This is a genomic window from Frankia sp. Hr75.2 (genome assembly GCF_949319125.1).
Lineage (GTDB): Bacteria > Actinomycetota > Actinomycetes > Frankiales > Frankiaceae > Parafrankia > Parafrankia soli.
In genome coordinates, this window is sequence record NZ_CASGGV010000020.1 from 1 (window position 1) to 18,400 (window position 18,400).

The window sequence follows — 18,400 nt, forward strand, 5'->3', positions numbered from 1 at the left end:
GCCGCGCAGATGCGTCAGTACGCCCCGTCCACCGTCGACGAACGGTGGACGGGGCAGCTGCGGGCCCTCGACGCGACCGTCTGGTGGGACGACGACGACCATTGGCTCGACGCCTGGGGTGCGCGGCACGGCTGCGGACGTCCGGAGGTGCTCGGCGACGCCGTCGAGCTGGTCAACCTCCTGCGTGGTCTTCCTGTGATCCAGATGCTGGGCCCCGTGCCGGGCACGGCGCGGCGCGGCGGTGCGGGTGGCGCCGGGGGAGTCGGGAGTGGGAGCGGCGGCGTGGATCAGGGCCTCCTGGACAAGGTCCGTGCGCTGCTGGCGAAGGCCGAGTCGACATCCTTCGCCGAGGAGGCCGAGGCGCTGACCGCCAAGGCCCAGCAGCTCATGGCACGGCACAGCATCGACGAGGCGCTACTGGCGGCGCAACGCACCGCGACCGTGAAACCGATCGGCCGGCGGATCGGCATCGACAACCCCTACGAGGCGGCGAAAGCGATCCTGCTGAATGTGATCGCCGGCGCGAACCGCTGCCATGCGGTGTGGGCGAAGCATCTCGGTTCGAGCACTGTCGTCGGCTACCCGTCCGACATCGACGCGGTGGAACTGCTCTACACCTCGCTGCTGGTCCAGGCGACCACGGCGATGACGCACGCCGGCACCCGCCAGGACCGCCACGGACGATCCCGCACGCGCTCGTTCCGCCAGTCGTTCCTCACCGCCTTCGCGACCCGCATCGGTGAGCGACTGCGCGTCGCGACGGAGCAGGCCAGCGCCCAGGCTGTCGCCGAGGCGGGCGATCCACGCCTCCTGCCGGTGCTCGCCTCCCGGGACGAGTCCGTCCGCGCGGCGGTCGCGGCGATGTTCCCGGAGGTTGTGGAGAAGTCGGTGAGCGGCACTGACCGCGAGGGGCTGGCCTTCGGCCGGGCCGCCGCCGACCTGGCCACCCTGCGCATCCGGGACGAGGTCGCCGGGTCTAGCTCGGCGCCGGCCGGGAGTCGTGACAGGTAGCGTCCGGGTCCGCTGGATGTGGCCAGGTGATGGTGATGCGTGCGTGGGCTCGGTCGAGGGTCCGGCCTGGTGGCAGGTCGTGGTCCGAGGTGCCGAGAGGGTGGGTGGTGATGCGGGGGTCGGGGCCGTCGCGATGGTTGTGTTCCCAGGTGCGGACCTGGTCGGCGAGGTCCTCGGCGAGGGTGGTGGCGTCGGGGCCGAAGGCGTGGACGCGGAACTCGTACCACGACTCGGTGATCTTCGGGCAGGTCAGGTAGGCGACGCTGGCACCGTTGACGACGGCGTCGCCGAATGGGCGGCCCGCGGGCGTGAGGGGCTCCGTCGCCGCGTCCTTCGCGACGTCGATCTGGCAGTAGCCGTCGAACACGGTCGCGAGCCAGAGTTTGAGCGTGTCGAACGGGGTCATGGGTGGGATTCGCACCCCGGTCCAGGTGTCAACGCGAGAGGTGTCGAGGATGCCGTCGAGCCGTCGGCAGCGGAGAACTGACGTCCACGCAGTCAGGGCCGGACGCCTACATCGTCAACAGCACGGCGGGCAGCGTGCTGCGGGTCGACGGGGCGACGTTCGAGCCCACCGACCCGGTGCGGTTCGGCACGGACCAGCGGCGGCTGCGGGTGTTCCCGACCAGCGGCGCCACCTTCGTCGTCGACGAGGAGTCGGGGCTGGTCACGACGGCTGACCCGGGCACGCTGCAGGCACGGGGGCTGCAGTCCGTCGCGGCGCGGGCCGGGTCGGGCGGTGCGGTCACCGACCCCGCCGGCCGGCTGTGGCTGATCGACCGCGGCAGCGGTGATGTCGTCCGGCTCGACGACCGTGGCGGGAAGGCCCGGGCATCCGCCGGTGTCACGGCCGGCGGCCGGCTGGTCCTGGCCGGTGGACGGCTCACCGTCGTCGATCCGACCGCGCGCACCGTGCGGACACTCGGCGACGGCGGCGAGCCCGGTGCCGGCGCCTGCCTGGAGACGGCGCCCGCCGACAGGTCGGTCGTCGTCGGCGGCGGCCAGGGCAGGCCCGAGGTGTACGCGGTCAGCGGTCAGCGCGGGACGCTGGTGATCAGCGATCTGACGACGGGACGTTGCGACACCGTCGTCGACCTCGCCGCGGCCGGCCATGACCTCGGCGAGCCGCGGGAGGTCGCGGGCCGGTTGTTCCTCCCCGACTTCACCGACGGGCGGGTCATCGTCGTCGACATCGGCCAGCGCCGGGTCGTCGGCCGGCCGGAGGTGCTGCCGGCGGGCACCCGGTTCGAACTGGTCGTGCAGGGCCCGTTCGTGTTCTCCAACGACCCGTCCAGCTTCCGGGCCGGTGCGATCCGCCTCGACGGCAGTACGCGGGTCGTCGAGAAGTACAACCCGGACCGGCCGGGCGCCGGCCTCATCGACGGCGCCGGCAGCGCAGACGACAGCAGCGGTGGAAGCGTCGGTGACGGCGCCGACGGTGCGCGGTCCGAAGCGGCCCCGTTGCCGGACACCGCGGCAGCCCCGCCGATCACCCGGACGAAGACGGCACCGGACGCCGTCGCGGTCGACGATCCCGAGGTCACGATCCAGGTGTCGGCGGCCCGGGCGCGGATCGGCCAACCGGTGACCCTGCGCCTCGCCGCCCGGGACGGAACCCGGGTCGCCGGCGCGACCTGGTCGTTCGGCGATGGGACGACCGGCAGCGGCGGGCAGACCAGCCATGCCTGGTCCCGGCTCGGCGAGTATCTGGTCGTCGCGCACGCCACCCTCGCCGACGGCCGGCACGCCACCCCCGCCGTGTACCTCACCGTCGACCGCACCGGCACGCCATCCGTCGAGGGCAGCGTCGAGCTCCCGCCCGGAGTGGCGCCGACCGACCCGGTACCGACGGACCTGCTGGTCGCGCGGCTGGCGGTGACGCCGGCCAGCGGCGAGGCTCCACTGCAGATCAGCGCGGACGCCTCCGCCTCCACCGCCGGTGCGTCCCCCGTCGCCGGCTACTCCTTCGACTTCGGCGACGGGGTCCGCACCGGCGGGCCGGGGGCCGCGGCGAGCGCCACCCACACCTACGAGGCCGCCGATCCCGGCACCACGTTCGTCGTGTCGGTCACCGTGACCGACGAGGCCGGCAACACCAGCCGGGCCAGCCAGCAGATCACGATCACCGAGTCGGGGGCGCCACCCGTCCCGACGATGACGGTGACCCCCGCCGTGGACCGCTGGCGCGTCGAAGCCCAGGCCGGCACCGGTGCCGGCGCCCCGACGGCCCGGTTCGGTCTCACCGCCGACCTGGCGGACGTCGAGGTGATCCCGATGTCGGACACGACGTTCGATGTCATCCCGCCGCCCGACTGCGCGCCGTTCACGGTGACCCTCACCGCCTACGCCGCCGACGGCACCGCCACCGCCGCCTCCCCGCAGACGCTCGACCCGCGGACGCTCGACCCGCAGGCCGCGGGCCTGTGCCCCGTCGACAGACCGGTGCTCGTGAAAACCCCCCCGACGGCTTCGGCTTCAGCATCGCCGTCAAGGACCCGGTGACGGACGGGTCGATCACCTACTCGTGGTCCTACACGGCCGCCGGCGGTGACGACGGCGGCTACAGCGCGCAGGAGCAGGCCAACCAGATCGGCTTCCGCACCACCGACTGCCGCCTGTTCGACGTCACGGTGACGGCGACCGGGCCGGGCGGCACCGCGACCTCGGACCCGGTCACCGGGATGGGCTGCACCGTGCCCGACCCGGTCGTCATCACCCGGTCGGTCATCGGCAACCAGATCACCTGGACCTGGACCCTTCCGTCCAACACCCCTGTCGAGGGCTACTTCATCTCGCATTCATACCCGAGCCCGCAGGGCGCGGATGGCGACGGCGGCTTCACTCCCGACCCGGGGACCTCCTACACCGTCAACGGCGAACCAGGAGGGACCTACGGGATCGGCCTCGAAGCCAGCAACGCGGCCGGCAGCTCGTCAGCCCAGGACGAGGTCACCTTGCCGGAAGACCCCGGCTCGTCACCCATCCCATCTACTTCGCCACCACCGACGGAGCCCACGGGTGATCCGCCGCCGGATCCGATCCCGGACGACGATCCGACCACTCCGCCGCCGGATCCGATCACTCCGGATCCGACCACTCCGCCGCCGGATCCGACCACGCCGCCGCCGGTAGAAGATTCACCACCGACGGAACCGAAGACGGAACCACCGCCGGAGATCATGCCACCGCCGCCCGCCCCGACGACGGAGCCACCCCCACCGGCTGAGGCAACCGGCTGACGCATCCCGGCGCCGGTGGCGGCGATCCCACCACCGGCGCCGGGGCGGCGGCGATTTCGGAGGACACCCGCGGTCGCCACCGGGAGCCGCCGGGTCAGCGCCAAGAACGTGCAGGGCAACCTGTTCGCTGACGGCTGGACAGGGATGAACGGGATGGTCACGTCCAGAACCGTGGATCCGGGCAAGCGTGACGTGGAGATCAAGGTCCTGATCGACTGCGCCGCCGACGAGATCGAGCGTGTGCGGCGACTGCTCGACGACGTCCTGGGGATCGGCGGCCTGCTCGTGCCGCGGTATGTGGAGACCGCCACCGCGTGAGGGCCATAGTCTGGTCGGGCCCGGGGCGTTCGCCAACCGTGGGGGTCCATCGTGGTGTGTGGTGGGCGATGTTGGTCTGGCTGAACCTGACTATTCTTCGGCTGGCGCTGACCCTCACCTGGATCAACGGTCCGAACGCCGTCGGGAGGACCCAGGTTGCCCACAACCTGCACCGCGGACTGCCAGGAAGCTTCATCAGCGACCCCGAGCATCTCGGCTTCGCGATGCGCCGGATGCTCCCGAAGCCCGGAGGGCTCCGAGGTACTCGGGTTCGACGACGAGGTCTCCACGGACCACGATTTCGGCCCTCGCCTGCAGCTGTTCGTCCTGCCAGGCCTTGACACCGCGCCGCTCGGCGTCCCGCTGGAGATCTCATTTTCGCGGGGCAGAAACGGAGAACCTCTCCAGGGTTGTGTCGGGCGGACGTGAAAAAGCATTCTCCGCTGTGAGTCAGGCTTGTCGGCCAGAGGGCTCTCATGCCCTTTCCGGGCTTCCGTTGAGCGCTGACGCTCGGACGCACGGAGGGCCTCCCCTCACCGGGGAGGCCCTCCGTCTGTCGCTCATTCGACGGTGTCGCCCTGGTTGTCGGCGCGTACGGCGGTTGGTCGGGCCGCCTCGATCTCGGCAGGGTCGATCGTCGGCTCCTTCGTGTGGTCAGGTGTCGTCAGGTGCCGGAATACGGCAGCCGCATGCCGATGGTGTGAGCGTCGCGCGCGGCGGCCAGGTCGAACTGTCGGGCTTCGTCATCATGCCCGGCGCGGCGTAGCGCCTGGGCGAGCCGCCGCCGGGTACGGATGACGAACGGCACCCCGCCGGTCTTTTCGGCAAGCGCCAGCGACGACCGCAGGGCGGCAATGGCTTCGTCCACCCGGCCCAGTGCCAGGGCGAGCCCGCCCCGGTACAGGGCGGCGGGGCCCATGCAGGTCAGGCCGAGAACAAAGGTCACCAACGTCTCGCCGTACCCCGCGATGCGGTCCGCGAGGCCGGTCGCCCAGTCGGCCATGTCCGGGACCGCGTCGACGACCTGTGTCACGATCTCGGCGAGAATCACGACGTAGACCGGTTCCATGGCACCCGGAGCGACGTCGGCCAGGTCCGGCCGGACGAGGCGGCGGACCTCACGTGCCGCGGCCTCCGGGCGTCCGGTCTCCGTGAGCGCGAGGGAGCGGATCAGCGCCCACTCGGCGATCATCTGTTCCTCCATGTCGTACACCTGCGGGAGGAAGTCGCCCATGGTGCCGCGGTCCCAGGCGGTGATGCCGTGAATTGTGGTGGCGGACTGGGTGAGCGCGTTGATCGCCCCGGGCGTCACACCCGGTAGTGACCCGCCCAGTACGGCCGCGACCTCGGCGGCCTGGTCGTACCGTCCGGCGTAAAGGTGATGCATCGCCTGCCAGCAGCGGTCCAGAAGATCGAAGTCAGGGTCACGCACCTGGCGCAGCCGCCGGCTGAAGGCGGCTGACTCGCCCTCCGCGGCTTCGACCTGACCCAGCTCCCAAAGGACAGCCCGACGCAGGTGCCGGGCCACCAACTCGCCGCCGGGCGGGCCGTCGGCCGTCGCCAGCAGCGTGTCGGCAATCGCCAGCCGAAGGCCGGCGTGCTGCGGTGTCCAGGCCGCGAGTGCCCGGGCGATCAGCAGACCGGCGGGTTCATCGGTCGTCCCGGGTCGGGCCGCGCGCTGACCGGCGAGCACTTCGGCTGCCCGCAGGATGAGACGGCTCGCCGCTTCCGGCTCCCCGTAGCACGCGCGGACGGCCGCCGCGGCGAGCAGCCGGAAGCGGAGGTCCTGTTCGGCCGCGGGCAGCGCGGCCGCCGCGGCATCCAGATCGGCGATCAGGCCCGGCACGGGGACGTAGAACAGGGAGCTGTAGCCGCCGACCACGTCGCCGGCGCGGGTCAGGGTCGCGAGTCCCGCGCGGACGGTGTCGCCGTTCGCCGTGGCGATCCGGGCGGCCTCGGTGAGCACCTGCTGTGCCTCCGCGAAGTCGGCGGACCGACGCAGCGCCTCGCCGCGGATCACCATCAGGTCGACCAGCAGGTCAGGACGGTCCCCGGGGACGAGGTCGAGACCATGGCCGGCGAGCGTCGCCGCGTCCTCGAACGCGAACTGCGCGAGCGCGGCCCGCGCCGCGGTCGCCTGCGCCTGTGCGGCGCGCAGGTCGGTATGTCCGGCCGCGGCGGCGCGGAGGTGGTGCGCGAGCACTGCGGCTGGCACCGACGCTCCCTGGTGGGCCACCAGGGCGTCGGCGACGAGGCCGGCCAGGCGGGCACGCTCGGCCGTTCCCATACCGAGCAGCACGGCCTCCCGGACGATGTCGTGGGTGAACCGCAGCCGGCCAGGGGCGGGCACGTCGGCCAGCCCGGCGGCGACGGCGATGTCCACCGCGTCGAGCGCGGCGGCCTGGGTCATGCCGGCGGCGGCTGTCACCACCGGCAACGCCGCCTCGCGGCCGACCACGGCGGCCGCCGCGAGGAGGGTCGTCATTGCGGCGGGCATCGCGGCCAACCTCGCGAGCACGGTGTCCCGCACCCCGGTCGGCAGCGTGCCGGCCGCCGCGGCCTGGTCGACAGAGGTGGTCACCGCCAGTCGGGCGAGCTCGACGACGAAGAAGGGATTGCCGGCGGTGCGGTGGCGGACGGCCTCCGCCTGTTCGGGGGTGGGCGCCATCCCGCTCACGGCGCCGAAGAGCCGGCCGACGTCCGTCGGCGGGAGCCCGGCCAGCTCCACCCTGGTCAGGGCGGGGTGACGGGCGAGCACGCCAAGTAGCCGGCGGAGGGGCTCGCCGTCCTGCGGCGACTGGCCGCGCCCACCTGCTGGGACGGCGGCGCCGAGATCGCCGTCGTCGGCGTGATCGCCTGGGACGGCCTTCCCGCCGCGCTCCGGGCGGAAGCTGCAGACCAGCAGCACAGGGACGTCCGTCAGTTCACTGGCGAGGATCTCCAGCATCGCGATCGAGGCCGGGTCGGCCCAGTGGAGGTCCTCGAGCAGCGCCAGCACCGGACCGGCGGAGGCGAGATCGGCCAGATGGCGGCCGATCGCCAGCGCGACCTCGAAACGGACCGGACCGTCACCGTCCCGGTTCGCACCGAACGCGCCCACCACTTCCGCCGGGAGGCCACGCAGCAGCTGCCGCCATGGCCAGTAGACAGGGGCGCCGGAGACCTGCGTGCAGCGGCCCCAACGGACCTGCGCCGGTACCCGCCGGGCGAGTTCCTCCAGCAGCCTGGTCTTGCCGATGCCAGCCTCGCCGGACAGCAGGGCCACGCCGGTCGCCCGCTCGGTGACGGTCCGCTCCCACGCCTGTTCGAGGGCGGAGAGTTCCCGGTCTCGGCCAAGCAACGGCAGCCGGCCGCCGGCGGCCGCGGGGGCGGTCGCGGCTGCCGGCCTCGTGCCGGAAGCGGCGCCCGGCGAGCTGACCCAGGGGTATGCGGTGCGGGGGATGCCAGGGCGGGGGATGCCGGGGCGGATCAGCCCGGCATCCTGCCGCAGGATCGCGGTCTCCAGCTCCCGGAGCTCGGCCCCCGGCTCGAGACCCAGATCGCTCGCGAGGGTCTGCCGTGCCTGACGAAGCACGGTGAGCGCGTCGGCCTGCCGGCCGCTGCGGTACAGGGCGGTGGCGAGCTGGGCGTGTAGCCGCTCCCGTAACGGGTGCTGGCCCGTCAGGACGCGCAGCTCACCAATCACCGCATCGTGTTCGCCCAGGTCGAGCCGGACGGCGAGAAGGTCCGCCCGGACGGCCATCTGGTCCTCCGCCAGCTTCACCCGCGCCGCCTCGGCTGCCGCGTGGCCCTCCAGGTCGGCGAACGGCTCACCCCGCCAGAGGGCGAGAGCACGCTCCAGATGAGCGCGGGCGCCGCCCGGATCCCCACCGTCGAGCGCTCCCCTGGCCAGCGCCCGCAACTCGTCGAGGTGCCCGGTGTCGAGATCGGCGGGGGAGATCGCGAGGGCGTAGCCGGAGCCCCGGGTGACGAGCAGCCGGTACGGCGGGCTGACCTTCGGCTCCAGGACCCGGCGCAGCGCGGACAGGTGTGCCTGCAGCGTGGACCGCGCGGCGGGCGGTGGTTCCCCCTGCCACAGCTCGTCGGCCAGCGCGTCCGCGGTGACGGTGACGCCGGGCCGTAGCAACAGGAGGGTGATCAGTTCCCGGCGCCGCCGCGGGCCGAGCTCCAGCGGGGAGCCGTCGCCGGCGGTGGCGATGGTCGGTCCGAGAACACCGAACCGCACGGGAGAGGAGCCGCTCACCGCTCCGATCGACCCTCCCGATTCGCCGCCGCCGGCCAGGCGCCAGCCGGACGCAAGGCGCACGCAGGCCGTTCACCGCCGAACGGCCAGCGTAGTCGGCAACAGTCGGCCCCGGCGAAGGGTGCGGCACGCGGCCGCCCCAGTCATGAAGGAGAAGCCATGTCCACACTGGAATCACAACCTCTCGCTGGCGCGCCGCGGGTGCCGCGCTCGGCGCGGCACCCGGAGGCCGCCGTGCCGGCGTGGTCGGATGACGCCACGCTGCGCCGGGTCCTGCTCGGTGCCGGCGGCGTCCTGTTCGCGCTGGGGAACCTGCTGCACCCGCTCGAGCACAACGAGGCGGCCGAGCAGGCGGCCACCTGGTCCGCTGCCCACCTGCTCTTCGGCATAGGCGGTGTGCTGGTCGCCGCGGGGCTGCCGCTTCTGGCGGGCCGCCTCGGGCCTGGCCGGCTGGCCCGGGCCGCCTACGCGCTGGTCTGGGTCGGGTTCGTGACGATGCCCGCGAACGCCTACATCGAGCTGTTCGTCGCACCGAACATCGACCACCACACCATGCACGAGATCGAATCCGACATGACGCTCGTCGCCCTACCGCTCGCTTTCGCGTTCATCATCGGAGTTCCGCTGCTCGGGATCGTCGGGTGGCGGGTCGGCGGGCTGTCCAGACCGGTGGCCGCGGGTCTCGTCATCGCCGGCGTGACTCTTCTCCTCGGGCCGGGCCTGCCCGTGACGGAAGGCTACTGGATCATCCCGGCTACCGTCATCGCCGGCCTCGCGCTGGCGGCCACCGCCCTGCCGTGGAGCGACAACAACCGGTCGCGACGAGGCGGGAGCTGAACGGGTGGGCCCGTTCCACACCACTTCCGGCACCGCCCGGGGCGGACCGCGGACGGTCCTCCCGGGCAGACCGGCGCCCGTCCCGCTCGCCACCGCGGCGACGACCGGCGGCTCCTACGGGCTGCTCCGGATCCAGCTGCTGCCCGGCGACGAAGCGCCGTACCTCGTACACCATGGTGAGGATCGGTCGTTCGTCGTCCTCGACGGCCGGATGCGGGTCGACACCGCTTCACGCCGCCTCACCGCCGCCACCGGAGACCTCGTCTTCGTCCCCCGCGACCAGCCGCACCGGTGCCTCGCCCTGGACGGGCCGGCCGACGTGCTCATGCTGTTCACGCCGGGTGGGGCCGAAGGGCTCTACCTCGCGCTCTGGCCGCCGGGGCACGACGCCGACCTCATCGTGCGGCTATCGGCCGAGTACAACGTCGACGTGCTCGCCCTGTCTGCCGAGACGCCGGACGAATCGAACCATCACGACGGTTGACGTGCCTCCACATGCGGTCCGCCAGCAGCTGGTCAGCGCCGGATTCGATGCTGGCCCGGGATGCCCGGGGGCACTGACCTGAAGCTGGTCGGCGGGCTGAGCACCGAGCAGATCGCCCGGGCCTTCCTGGTGCCGACGCCCACGATGGCGGCTCGGATCACCCGGGCCAAGAAGGCGCTGCGAGGGGTACGCGGCGACGGCGGGGTCGTCTACAGCCGGGGGTCGACGGGCTCCGACTCCAGCGCGAGCACCGCGAAGACGCACTCGTGGACCCGCCAGAGGGGTTCGCCGGCCGCTGCGCGTTCCAGCGCTTCCAGCCCGAGGGCGTACTCCCGGAACGCCAGCGAGCGCTTGCGTCCCAGACCGCGGGAACGCAGCCGCTCCAGGTTCGCGGGCTCGGTGTAGTCGGGGCCGTAGATGATGCGGAGATACTCCCGGCCACGCACCTTCACGCCGGCCTGGGCCAGGCCGCGTTTCCCCCGGACCAGCCCGGCCAGCGGTTTGACGACCATTCCCTCGCCGCCGGCGGCGGTCAGTGCCTCCCACCACTCGACCCCGGCGGCGACCGAGGCCGGGTCGCCCGCGTCCACCTGGATCCGTTCCGTGGTGACGATGAGGTCCGGATCGGCGGCCGCCAGTCGGTCGGCGACGCCGAGGTGCCAGAGATGGTCCCGTCCCACATGGGTCGTGCCGGCCGGCCACGAACCGCCCCAACCCGGGCCGCTCGCGGCGTCCTGCGGCGCCGGTCCCGTCGCCAGCAGCATGAACGGCGCGAACCGGACTCCGTCGAGGCCGTCCACCGGCCAGCAGTAGCGCTGGTAGGCGGCGGTGAACGCGTCGGCGTTCGCGGCCCGTCCGCGGGTGCGGTCCAGCAGGTCACCGACGTCGATCCCGCGAGCCGACGCCTGGGTGAGCGCGTCGACGGCGACTGGCAACGCGGCACGGGCGGCTGCCCCGGCGGCGGCGTACTGCCGGCGGATGAGGTCCTGGGCCTTCGCGCTCCACGGCATGATCTCCGCGTCGAACACCGCCCAGCCGGCTCCGGTCTCTGCCCACAGTCCGCTGGCGGTCATCGCGGCCCGCAGCCGGGCGAGCAGTGCTTCGGTGCGATCGCGGTCGAAGAACGGCCGGCCGGTCCGGGTGAACACCGCGCCGGTGGTGCCGTCGGTGGCGCCGAACCGGGTCGCCGCGACTGCCTCGTCCCGGCAGACGACGGCGACTGCCCGGGAGCCCATGTGCTTCTGCTCGCACAGCAGGTCCTCGACGCCGTCCGCCCGGTAGGCCTCGAAGGCGTCCGCCGGATGTTCGAGCAGGCCGGGGAGCTTCGAGGTGGGTGGCGGGCTCATCGTCGGCGGCAGGTGGACGAGCCAGCGCGGGTCGAGGGCGAAGCGGCTCATCACCTCCAGAGCGGCGAGGGCGTTCTCCTCCCGCACCTGCACCCTGCCCCCGTGCCTCGTCTCGACGATCCGCCGGCCGAGTACGTCGGTCACGTCCAGGATCTCCAGGCCCGTGCCCGCCGTGCCCGTGCCCGTGCCCGTCGAGACTGTGCCCGCCGACCGCGCCGGCTCCGACGGTGACAGCAGCGGGAATGACGAGAGCAGCGCCTCGGCTGACGGCAGTGCCTCGGCTGACACCAGCGGTCCGGTTGTGGGAGGCGACCCGGCCGAGAGCGGCGACTCGGCCGGCGCCGGGTCCGTGGGGCCCGTCCCGTTCCCGCCGGTCGGGCGGATCGGCTCGAAGTAGACCTGCGCCGCCGGCACGGAGACCAGTTCCCGCTCGGGATACCGCAGTGCGGTCAGCCGTCCACCGAAGACGCAGCCGGTGTCGAGGCAGATCGTGTTGTTCACCCACTCGGGCTCGGGGACGGGCGTGTGACCGTAGGCCACCATCGCCTTGCCCCGGTAGTCCCGTGCCCACGGGTAGCGGACCGGTAGTCCGTACTCGTCGGTCTCACCGGTGGTGTCGCCGTAGAGCGCGAACGACCGCACCCGGCCCGACGCCCGCCCGTGGTACGCCTCCTTCAGCCCGGCGTGCGCGACGACCAGGCGGCCCTCGTCGAACACCAGGTGTGAGACCAGCCCGTCGCAGAACCGGTCGACCTCGGCGCGGAAGTCGTCGCTTTCCTCGGCGAGCTGCCTGAGCGATTCCGCGAGGCCGTGGCCGATGGTCACCTTCCTTCCGCGCATCGCCCGGACGAGCTTGTTCTCGTGATTGCCCGGGACGGCGAACGCCTCGCCCGCGGCGACCATCCCCATCGCCAGTCGCAGGACGCCGGGCGTGTCCGGGCCGCGGTCCACCAGGTCACCGACGAAGACCGCGCGCCGACCGTCCGGGTGGCTCGCGCCTACCGCCCGTCCCGAGTCGTCGTGGCGCAGGGCGTAGCCGAGCCTGGTCAGGAGCTGCTCGAGTTCGGCGCGGCAGCCGTGGACGTCGCCGATCACGTCGAACGGCCCGGCGACGTCGCGCCGGTCGGTCAGCAGCCGGGTGTACTCGATCGTCGCGGCGGCGATCTCCGCCTCCGAGCGCAGGACGTGGACCCGCCGGAACCCCTCGCGGGCCAGGCCGCGCAGCGAGCGCCGCAGCTCGGCCTGCTGCCGGCGGACGACATGCGGGCCGAAGGCACGGTCGGGTCGCGTCGCGTTGCGCGCCAGGCAGACCGACTCCGGCACGTCGAGGACGATCGCGACCGGCAGCACGTCGTGCGACCTGGCCAGCTCGATCAGGGACGCGCGGGACGCGCGCTGGACGTTCGTCGCGTCGACGACCGTGAGCCGCCCGGCGGCGAGCCGCTTACCGGCGATGTAGTGCAGGACGTCGAACGCGTCGGGGGTCGCGGCCTGGTCGTTCTCGTCGTCCGCGATGAGCCCCCGGCAGGCGTCGGACGACAGCACCTGCGTCGGACGGAAATGCGTCCTGGCGAAGGTCGACTTCCCGGACCCGGTGACGCCGACGAGGACGACAAGGCAGATCTCGGGAACGGTCAGCGGCGCCTGCGGAAAGTCGGCCCCCGGCAGAGGACGGCCGCCTGTCGGTGTGCTCATCGGCCTTCCCCCGTCCCTGCTGGGTGCTCTCCGACCGTCCGGTGCTCTCCGACCGCGCGGTGTTCTCCCGCCGGCAACCGTTCGAGTATCGCCAGTTGCGTGGGCTGACCGACCTCCGGATCGTCGACGCCGACTCCACCGAGCCTGGCCGTGTAGGGATACCGGGCGACGAGGCCGCCGACCCAGGTGGCGAACTCGTCCCGCGTCCACTCGAAACGGTGGTCGCGGTGCCGCAGCGCACCGGACGGCAGGCCCTCGTACCGGACGTTGTACTCGATGTTCGGCGTGGTGACGATCACCAGGCGGGGCTGCGCGTGGTCCAGCACCACCTCGGCGAGCGCGGGCAGCCGGGGCGGGTCGACGTGCTCGACGACCTCGGAGAGCACGATCGCGTCCAGGCCGGTGAGGCGGCTGTCCCGGTAGGTCAGCGACGAGACGATCAGGCGTAGCCGGGCGCGGACCTGGTCGGGCATCCGCTCGATCCGCAGCCGCCGCGCGGCGAGTTCCAGTGCGCGGTGGGAGACGTCGACCGCGATGACCTCGGTGCAGGTCGGCTCGGCGAGCAGTCTCGCGACCAGCTTGCCGTCGCCGCACCCGACGTCGGCGACACGGTGCGCTTCCGAGGCGCGCAGCAACGCGAGGATCGCCCGCCGCCGCAACTCCGCCAACGCCGGCGGCCGCGTCTCGCCGACTTCGCCGCTCGTGCCCTCGGCGCCCGCCTCGCCCGCCTCGGCCACCTCGGCGACCTCGGCCACTTCTGCCTCAGCCACCTCTGTCTCGGCCACTTCTGCCTCGGTCGCGACCAGGCCGGGCTCGAAGCCGGTGCCGAGGCTGTCGGCCGCGAGGTCGTCGACGGCCGCGAGCTGGGTGAGCGCCGTGGTGGCCAGGGCCCGGCGGTGCGCGAGATAGCGCCTGGCGATCAGTTGCCGCTCCGGATGCCCCGGCAGCCAGCTGGCCCCCTCGCGAAGGAGTTTGTCGATCTCGTCCCGTCCGACGTAGTAGTGCTTCGCGTCGTCGAGGACCGGCAGCAGGATGTAGACCTGGGTGAGCGCGTCGGCGAGCCGGAGAGTCCCGGTGAGGGTGACGTCGTGGTGCGGTGCGTCGCCCCACTCCGGGAACCGCGGGTCCAGCGGGAGCGGGACAGCCGCGACCTGCCACCCCAGCGGTTCGAACAGCCGCCTGGCGAGATCGGCACCGCCGGCCCGGCAGGGCAGGGACGGCAGCCTGATCTCCAGCGGCAGCGCGGTCGCGGCCAGCTCCGGCCGAGCCTTGCAGCGTCCCGCCATCGCCGTCGAGAACACCGCCGCCATCGCGACCGCGAGCAGACTGGATGCCGCGTACGTCCGGTCGTCGACGTACTGGGCCGCATCCGCCCCGCCCCCACCGCCGCGCCTGCCCGCGGTACCTGCCTGCCTGTTACGGACCAGCCCGACGGGGTCGATCTCCAGCAACAGCGCCGCGGTGCAACGCTCTTCGGTCGCCTCCGGGTAGAAGACGTGCGCGCTGCCGGCGGCGGTATCGAACCGCTGCGCCTTGTCCGGATGCTTGTGGAGCAGGAACCCCAGATCGGTGGCGGGACGGTGGGTCGTCGACACGGCAAGGAGCACCTCGCGATTCTTCCGGACCCGAACCCCACCCGTCGCCCCGATTTCGCCGGACCCGTCTTGGCCAGTTCGACCTGCGACGGCGGCGCCGGGCGCGACGACTGAAGCCGCCCCACGCCAGGCGGGTCCGACCTCACGACTGCACCTGCTTTGACAGGGCCAGGGGCCCGGCGCCGATGAGTTGCCCGGCGACCCAGCCGATCGGCGCGGCCAGCGTCGAGCAGGTGACCAGGCCGCTCGACCCGATCGTCCGACACGACCGGACCCATCCCGGGGTTTATCCAGGGGTGCTTCGTCGCAGCCGTGGAATTCTGTCGAAGTACACGGCGAGCTTCGCGGCTTGGTCGAAGAACTCCATCACTTTCGAGGAGTCCTCGTCGAGGTGGGCGAGCGTCTCCGCGCCGAGGTAGAACGCGACGGCCGCATTGGCGAGTACGGGCATGCGCACCAGGTTGGCGAACGGCTTGCCGCTCAGCAGCGTGGTGAGCACCTCGGCGGCCAGCACCTCCCAACGCCGAGTCTCCAGCGTCAGCTGGGTGGCCAGCCGCGACCCCGGCCGCGCCCCGGCATACAGCTCCTGGACGGCGGAGATGTGCCCGACCTCGGTGTCTTCGAGGTAGAGCCGGCGAAGTATCTCCACCGCGCGCCCGGCCCGGTCCACACCGGACAGCTCGTCCCGGTACCGCTGGGTGCGCGCCTCACAGGTGTGGGTAAGGGCTGCGACCAGGACGTCGTCCAGATCGGCGAAGTGGTAGTAGAGAACGCCGGGGGCGAATCCGCCGGCCTGAGCGATCGCCCGTGCGGTGGTGCCGGCATAACCGTGCCGCACGAGGCAGGCCAGGGTGGCGTCGAGGATCCGGCCGCGGGTGTCAGACAACGCGTATCGGCCGAACGCCGTTAGCGGCGAGGTAGCCGTCGAGTCGACGGGCGAGCGCCGCGAGATGGTGGCTGGGCACCTGTGGGTACAGATGGTGTTCGAGGTGGTAGGTGAGCTCGAGGAACACAGCGGGGATGATCCTCCCGCGCAGGGTCCGGGTCTGTGCCAGGGGTGTGTCGCCGTAGTCGTGGTGCGGCAGGTACACCGTCAGAAGCGGGTACACCCAGCTCCCGACGATCGCCATCAACGCATATACCAACACGGCCGAGGTGTACGGCCACACCAGGGTGCCCCCCGCGAGCGCCACCACGGGCGCGGCGGCCTCGGCGAGCAGCCAGCCGCGGTCGCGCCCCCGCAGGTAGGACCACCACCACAGCCGTGGCAGGAACACCGGGCCGTAGCCCACGGCGCCGAGCAGCGACAGCTCGGCGGGATGTCCCTCCGGATCATCGGGGTGCGGGAAGAGCTGGTGGTGGCGGGTGTGCGTGGCGCGGTAGGCGTGCCCGCTCTCAAGGAGGACGAGCCCCATGGCGAACAGTGCTCGATCGGTGGCCGGTCCGGACAGGCCGAGCGTGCCGTGCACCACGTCGTGGGTGACCGTGACGACCGCGACGAAAATTCCGAAGACGATCACCGGTGTGAGCCACCACCAGCCTGCCCACGCCGCCGCCGCGAAACACAGCACGCCGACGAACGGGCGGGCGAGCGCGATCCACCGCTGCCGGCGGGTGGTGACGAGCAGATCGGCACCCAGGTCGGCCAGTGCGGGCGGACCGGGCGGACCGGGCGGACCGGGAGGATCGGGCGGACCGGGAGGACGGGACGGGCTGAGCGGGCCGGGCGGATGGGGCGGGTCCAGGGAGGTCATCGGTTGAATCCCCCCTCGCGCAGCATTCCCTCCGCGACGATGCGACTGCCCAGCACGCAGGCCACCGTGCCCAGACCCGGCCAGGTCGAGTCTCCGACCAACCAGAGCCCGGGGCCGCCGAGGTCGTGCGGAACGGCGTGCTGATTGGTGTTGCGAAGGTGCTGACGGACGCCCCCGACGGCGCCGGCCGGGCGGAAGCCGAACCGTTCGTAGCTGCGCGGCGTGCCCGTCGCCGCGAACACCGCTCGCTCTCCCAACGACGGGTAGGCGCGGCGGGCACACCCGACGAGCAGCTCGCCGATCCATTTCTTGCGCTGCTCGTATTCGATGTCGTCGAGTCCCACCCATTCGGACAGCTCGGTGTGGGTGGAGATCATGACGGCGCGGTGCCCCGGCGGCGCGCTGAGGGTGTCCCCGGGTTCGGAGACGGAAACGAACATGTTGTTTCCCTCGCCCAGCGGGCGATCGTACGACTGCAGGAACTGATGGTGCGTGAACTTCTGCCCACGCACCTCGTCCTCGGGTACTCCGAGGAATACGACGCACGCGCCACCGAGCGCCTGCGCGTCGCGTTCCAGATATGCCCGCAGCCGGTCGGCCACCGGGAGCCCGGCGCAGATCGCGGCAGTGGTGGCGGCGGGTACCGCGGCCACGATCCGGCGGGCACCGATCGCGCCTCGGCGAGTCGACACCCGGTAGGCGCCCGGCTCGCCGTCAATCCGCGAGACCGCACACCCGGTGCGCAGCCGGCCTCCCAACCCCCGGTAGTGCGTGACGAGCGCCCGCCAGAAGCCGTGCATCCCCCCGGCGTGTCGGCTCAGGCCGGCGCCCCGGATCGTCACTCCGAGCGCCGCGTTGATCAGCGGCGCATCGTCGACGGTCGCGTGCACTGTGTCCTCGACGAGCATCGCCAGTAGTCCGACGAGAGCCGGGTCGTCGCGCAACCCGTAGCGGCGCAGCGCGTCCCCGAGCGTCCAGTTCAGATAGCGGGCGAGTGGGACGCCGGCCGGACCGAGCGCCCGCAGGTCGTGCAGCGCGTCCGCCGGCCGGCGTACCGGGAGGCGCACCCCTGACCGGCTCGCCCGCCAGAACGTCTGCGCCAACCGGTCGAGCAGGGACCACAATCGCCGATGCCGGCCGGTGTCGCCGAGCATGCGCCGACGCTCGGCGTGCCACAGCGCCGGATCGCGGTGCAGCACGACCTCGCGATCGGGCAGGTGGGCCACGTAACCCGGTAGCTCGCAGGCGTCCAACGGGTTCATTCCGACGCTCTGCAGCAACTCGAAGCCGACGCCGCCCGGCGCGAAGTCGACGAGCGTGGTGGCACCCACGTCGAAGGAGAATCCGCGCTTTCGGAAGTAGCCCGCGCAGCCGCCGGCATGGCCGTGCGCCTCGAGTACCACCGTCGACAGGCCGGCGGTCTGCAGCCGAAGCGCCGTCGCCATGCCGGCCGGACCACCACCGATCACCGCCACGTCGAATGACTCGGTTACTGTCGGCACGTCCTGAACATCTGTTCTGAACATTTGTTCAGAATGCGGCGAAGGGTCAGGTGAGTCAATGCATTCGGTCGTATTGATCAAGAAATCGCGGGAGACCCGCGCCGCGCGCGCGGACCGAGTCGACCTCAGGCGTCCCGCCTCGGCGGCGATACCACCGTTCGACCCGGCGGATCCGCGATCAGGCCCGAATCGACGGGGTGGAGCGCACTTGACCGACACCGTGACTACGCAACACGGATGTACCCGTCACGGTCGGGTCGGAGGCGAACGGGGATCGCGGGTCGTCGGGGCGCCGCATCCCTAGTCGCTGGTTGGTCAGGTTGGGGCGACTAGTGGGTGGGAGTGGCTCACGTGGTCAAGCAGGGCTGTCAGTTCC

13 protein-coding genes are annotated in these 18,400 nt (G+C 72.4%); 6 read left to right on the plus strand and 7 right to left on the minus strand.

What is annotated here, in order from left to right:
- Positions 1–1,011 (plus strand): DUF2786 domain-containing protein (locus AC559T_RS02130; RefSeq protein WP_498867558.1); only part of this gene is annotated, 1,011 nt, incomplete at its 5' end.
- On the opposite strand, the gene AC559T_RS02135 is transcribed toward AC559T_RS02130, so the two are convergent.
- Entirely contained in the window at positions 977–1,417 is a 441-nt protein-coding gene (locus AC559T_RS02135) for a hypothetical protein (RefSeq protein WP_498867559.1), read from the minus strand. The two genes, AC559T_RS02130 and AC559T_RS02135, sit on opposite strands and share 35 nt — an antisense overlap.
- Before the next feature lie 134 nt (positions 1,418–1,551).
- Between AC559T_RS02135 and AC559T_RS02140 the strand changes: the two genes are divergently transcribed.
- The 3 genes from AC559T_RS02140 to AC559T_RS02150 all read left to right on the plus strand — a co-directional run bounded on the left by AC559T_RS02140 (position 1,552) and on the right by AC559T_RS02150 (position 4,568).
- Positions 1,552–3,513 (plus strand): PKD domain-containing protein, encoded by a 1,962-nt coding sequence (locus AC559T_RS02140; protein WP_498867560.1) that lies wholly within the window; start codon positions 1,552–1,554, stop codon positions 3,511–3,513.
- Positions 3,510–4,250 (plus strand): hypothetical protein, encoded by a 741-nt coding sequence (locus AC559T_RS02145; RefSeq protein WP_498867561.1) that lies wholly within the window; start codon positions 3,510–3,512, stop codon positions 4,248–4,250. Before AC559T_RS02140 ends, AC559T_RS02145 begins: the two co-directional genes overlap by 4 nt.
- Before the next feature lie 153 nt (positions 4,251–4,403).
- Positions 4,404–4,568, plus strand: a complete 165-nt coding sequence (locus AC559T_RS02150; RefSeq protein ID WP_498867562.1) for a hypothetical protein — start codon at positions 4,404–4,406, stop codon at positions 4,566–4,568.
- A 664-nt stretch (positions 4,569–5,232) separates the two neighbouring features.
- Here the strand turns inward: AC559T_RS02150 and AC559T_RS02155 are convergent.
- Positions 5,233–8,811: an ATP-binding protein gene (locus tag AC559T_RS02155; RefSeq protein ID WP_498867563.1), complete on the minus strand. Its 3,579-nt coding sequence runs from the start codon at positions 8,809–8,811 to the stop codon at positions 5,233–5,235.
- Positions 8,812–8,970: 159 nt separating this feature from the next.
- On the opposite strand from AC559T_RS02155, the gene AC559T_RS02160 reads away from it, so the two are divergent.
- Together AC559T_RS02160 and AC559T_RS02165 are read left to right on the plus strand one after the other, a co-directional pair.
- Entirely contained in the window at positions 8,971–9,648 is a 678-nt protein-coding gene (locus tag AC559T_RS02160; protein WP_498867564.1) for a hypothetical protein, read from the plus strand.
- Between the two features lie 4 nt (positions 9,649–9,652).
- Positions 9,653–10,132, plus strand: coding sequence for a cupin domain-containing protein (locus tag AC559T_RS02165; protein WP_498867565.1), 480 nt, complete (start codon positions 9,653–9,655; stop codon positions 10,130–10,132).
- Between the two features lie 209 nt (positions 10,133–10,341).
- On the opposite strand, the gene AC559T_RS02170 is transcribed toward AC559T_RS02165, so the two are convergent.
- The 5 genes from AC559T_RS02170 to AC559T_RS02190 all read right to left on the minus strand — a co-directional run bounded on the left by AC559T_RS02170 (position 10,342) and on the right by AC559T_RS02190 (position 18,024).
- Positions 10,342–13,173, minus strand: coding sequence for a polynucleotide kinase-phosphatase (locus tag AC559T_RS02170; RefSeq protein ID WP_498867566.1), 2,832 nt, complete (start codon positions 13,171–13,173; stop codon positions 10,342–10,344).
- The gene (locus AC559T_RS02175) at positions 13,170–14,780 is read right to left on the minus strand and encodes a 3' terminal RNA ribose 2'-O-methyltransferase Hen1 (RefSeq protein WP_498867567.1); all 1,611 of its coding nucleotides are present in this window, start codon (positions 14,778–14,780) and stop codon (positions 13,170–13,172) included. Before AC559T_RS02175 ends, AC559T_RS02170 begins: the two co-directional genes overlap by 4 nt.
- A 274-nt stretch (positions 14,781–15,054) precedes the next feature.
- The gene (locus AC559T_RS02180; protein ID WP_112106288.1) at positions 15,055–15,654 is read right to left on the minus strand and encodes a TetR/AcrR family transcriptional regulator; all 600 of its coding nucleotides are present in this window, start codon (positions 15,652–15,654) and stop codon (positions 15,055–15,057) included.
- Positions 15,647–16,522: a fatty acid desaturase gene (locus AC559T_RS02185; protein ID WP_498867568.1), complete on the minus strand. Its 876-nt coding sequence runs from the start codon at positions 16,520–16,522 to the stop codon at positions 15,647–15,649. The genes AC559T_RS02180 and AC559T_RS02185 overlap by 8 nt, the downstream gene beginning before the upstream one ends.
- Positions 16,519–18,024: a phytoene desaturase family protein gene (locus AC559T_RS02190; protein WP_498867569.1), complete on the minus strand. Its 1,506-nt coding sequence runs from the start codon at positions 18,022–18,024 to the stop codon at positions 16,519–16,521. The genes AC559T_RS02185 and AC559T_RS02190 overlap by 4 nt, the downstream gene beginning before the upstream one ends.
- Positions 18,025–18,400 lie beyond the last annotated feature (376 nt).

Coding starts and splice junctions, on each gene's coding strand:
- AC559T_RS02135 (WP_498867559.1), bottom strand. CDS start 1,417: ATGACCCCGTTCGACACGCTCAAACTCTGGCTCGCGACCGTGTTCGAC.
- AC559T_RS02150 (WP_498867562.1), top strand. CDS start 4,404: ATGGTCACGTCCAGAACCGTGGATCCGGGCAAGCGTGACGTGGAGATC.
- AC559T_RS02160 (WP_498867564.1), top strand. CDS start 8,971: ATGTCCACACTGGAATCACAACCTCTCGCTGGCGCGCCGCGGGTGCCG.
- AC559T_RS02170 (WP_498867566.1), bottom strand. CDS start 13,173: ATGAGCACACCGACAGGCGGCCGTCCTCTGCCGGGGGCCGACTTTCCG.
- AC559T_RS02185 (WP_498867568.1), bottom strand. CDS start 16,522: ATGACCTCCCTGGACCCGCCCCATCCGCCCGGCCCGCTCAGCCCGTCC.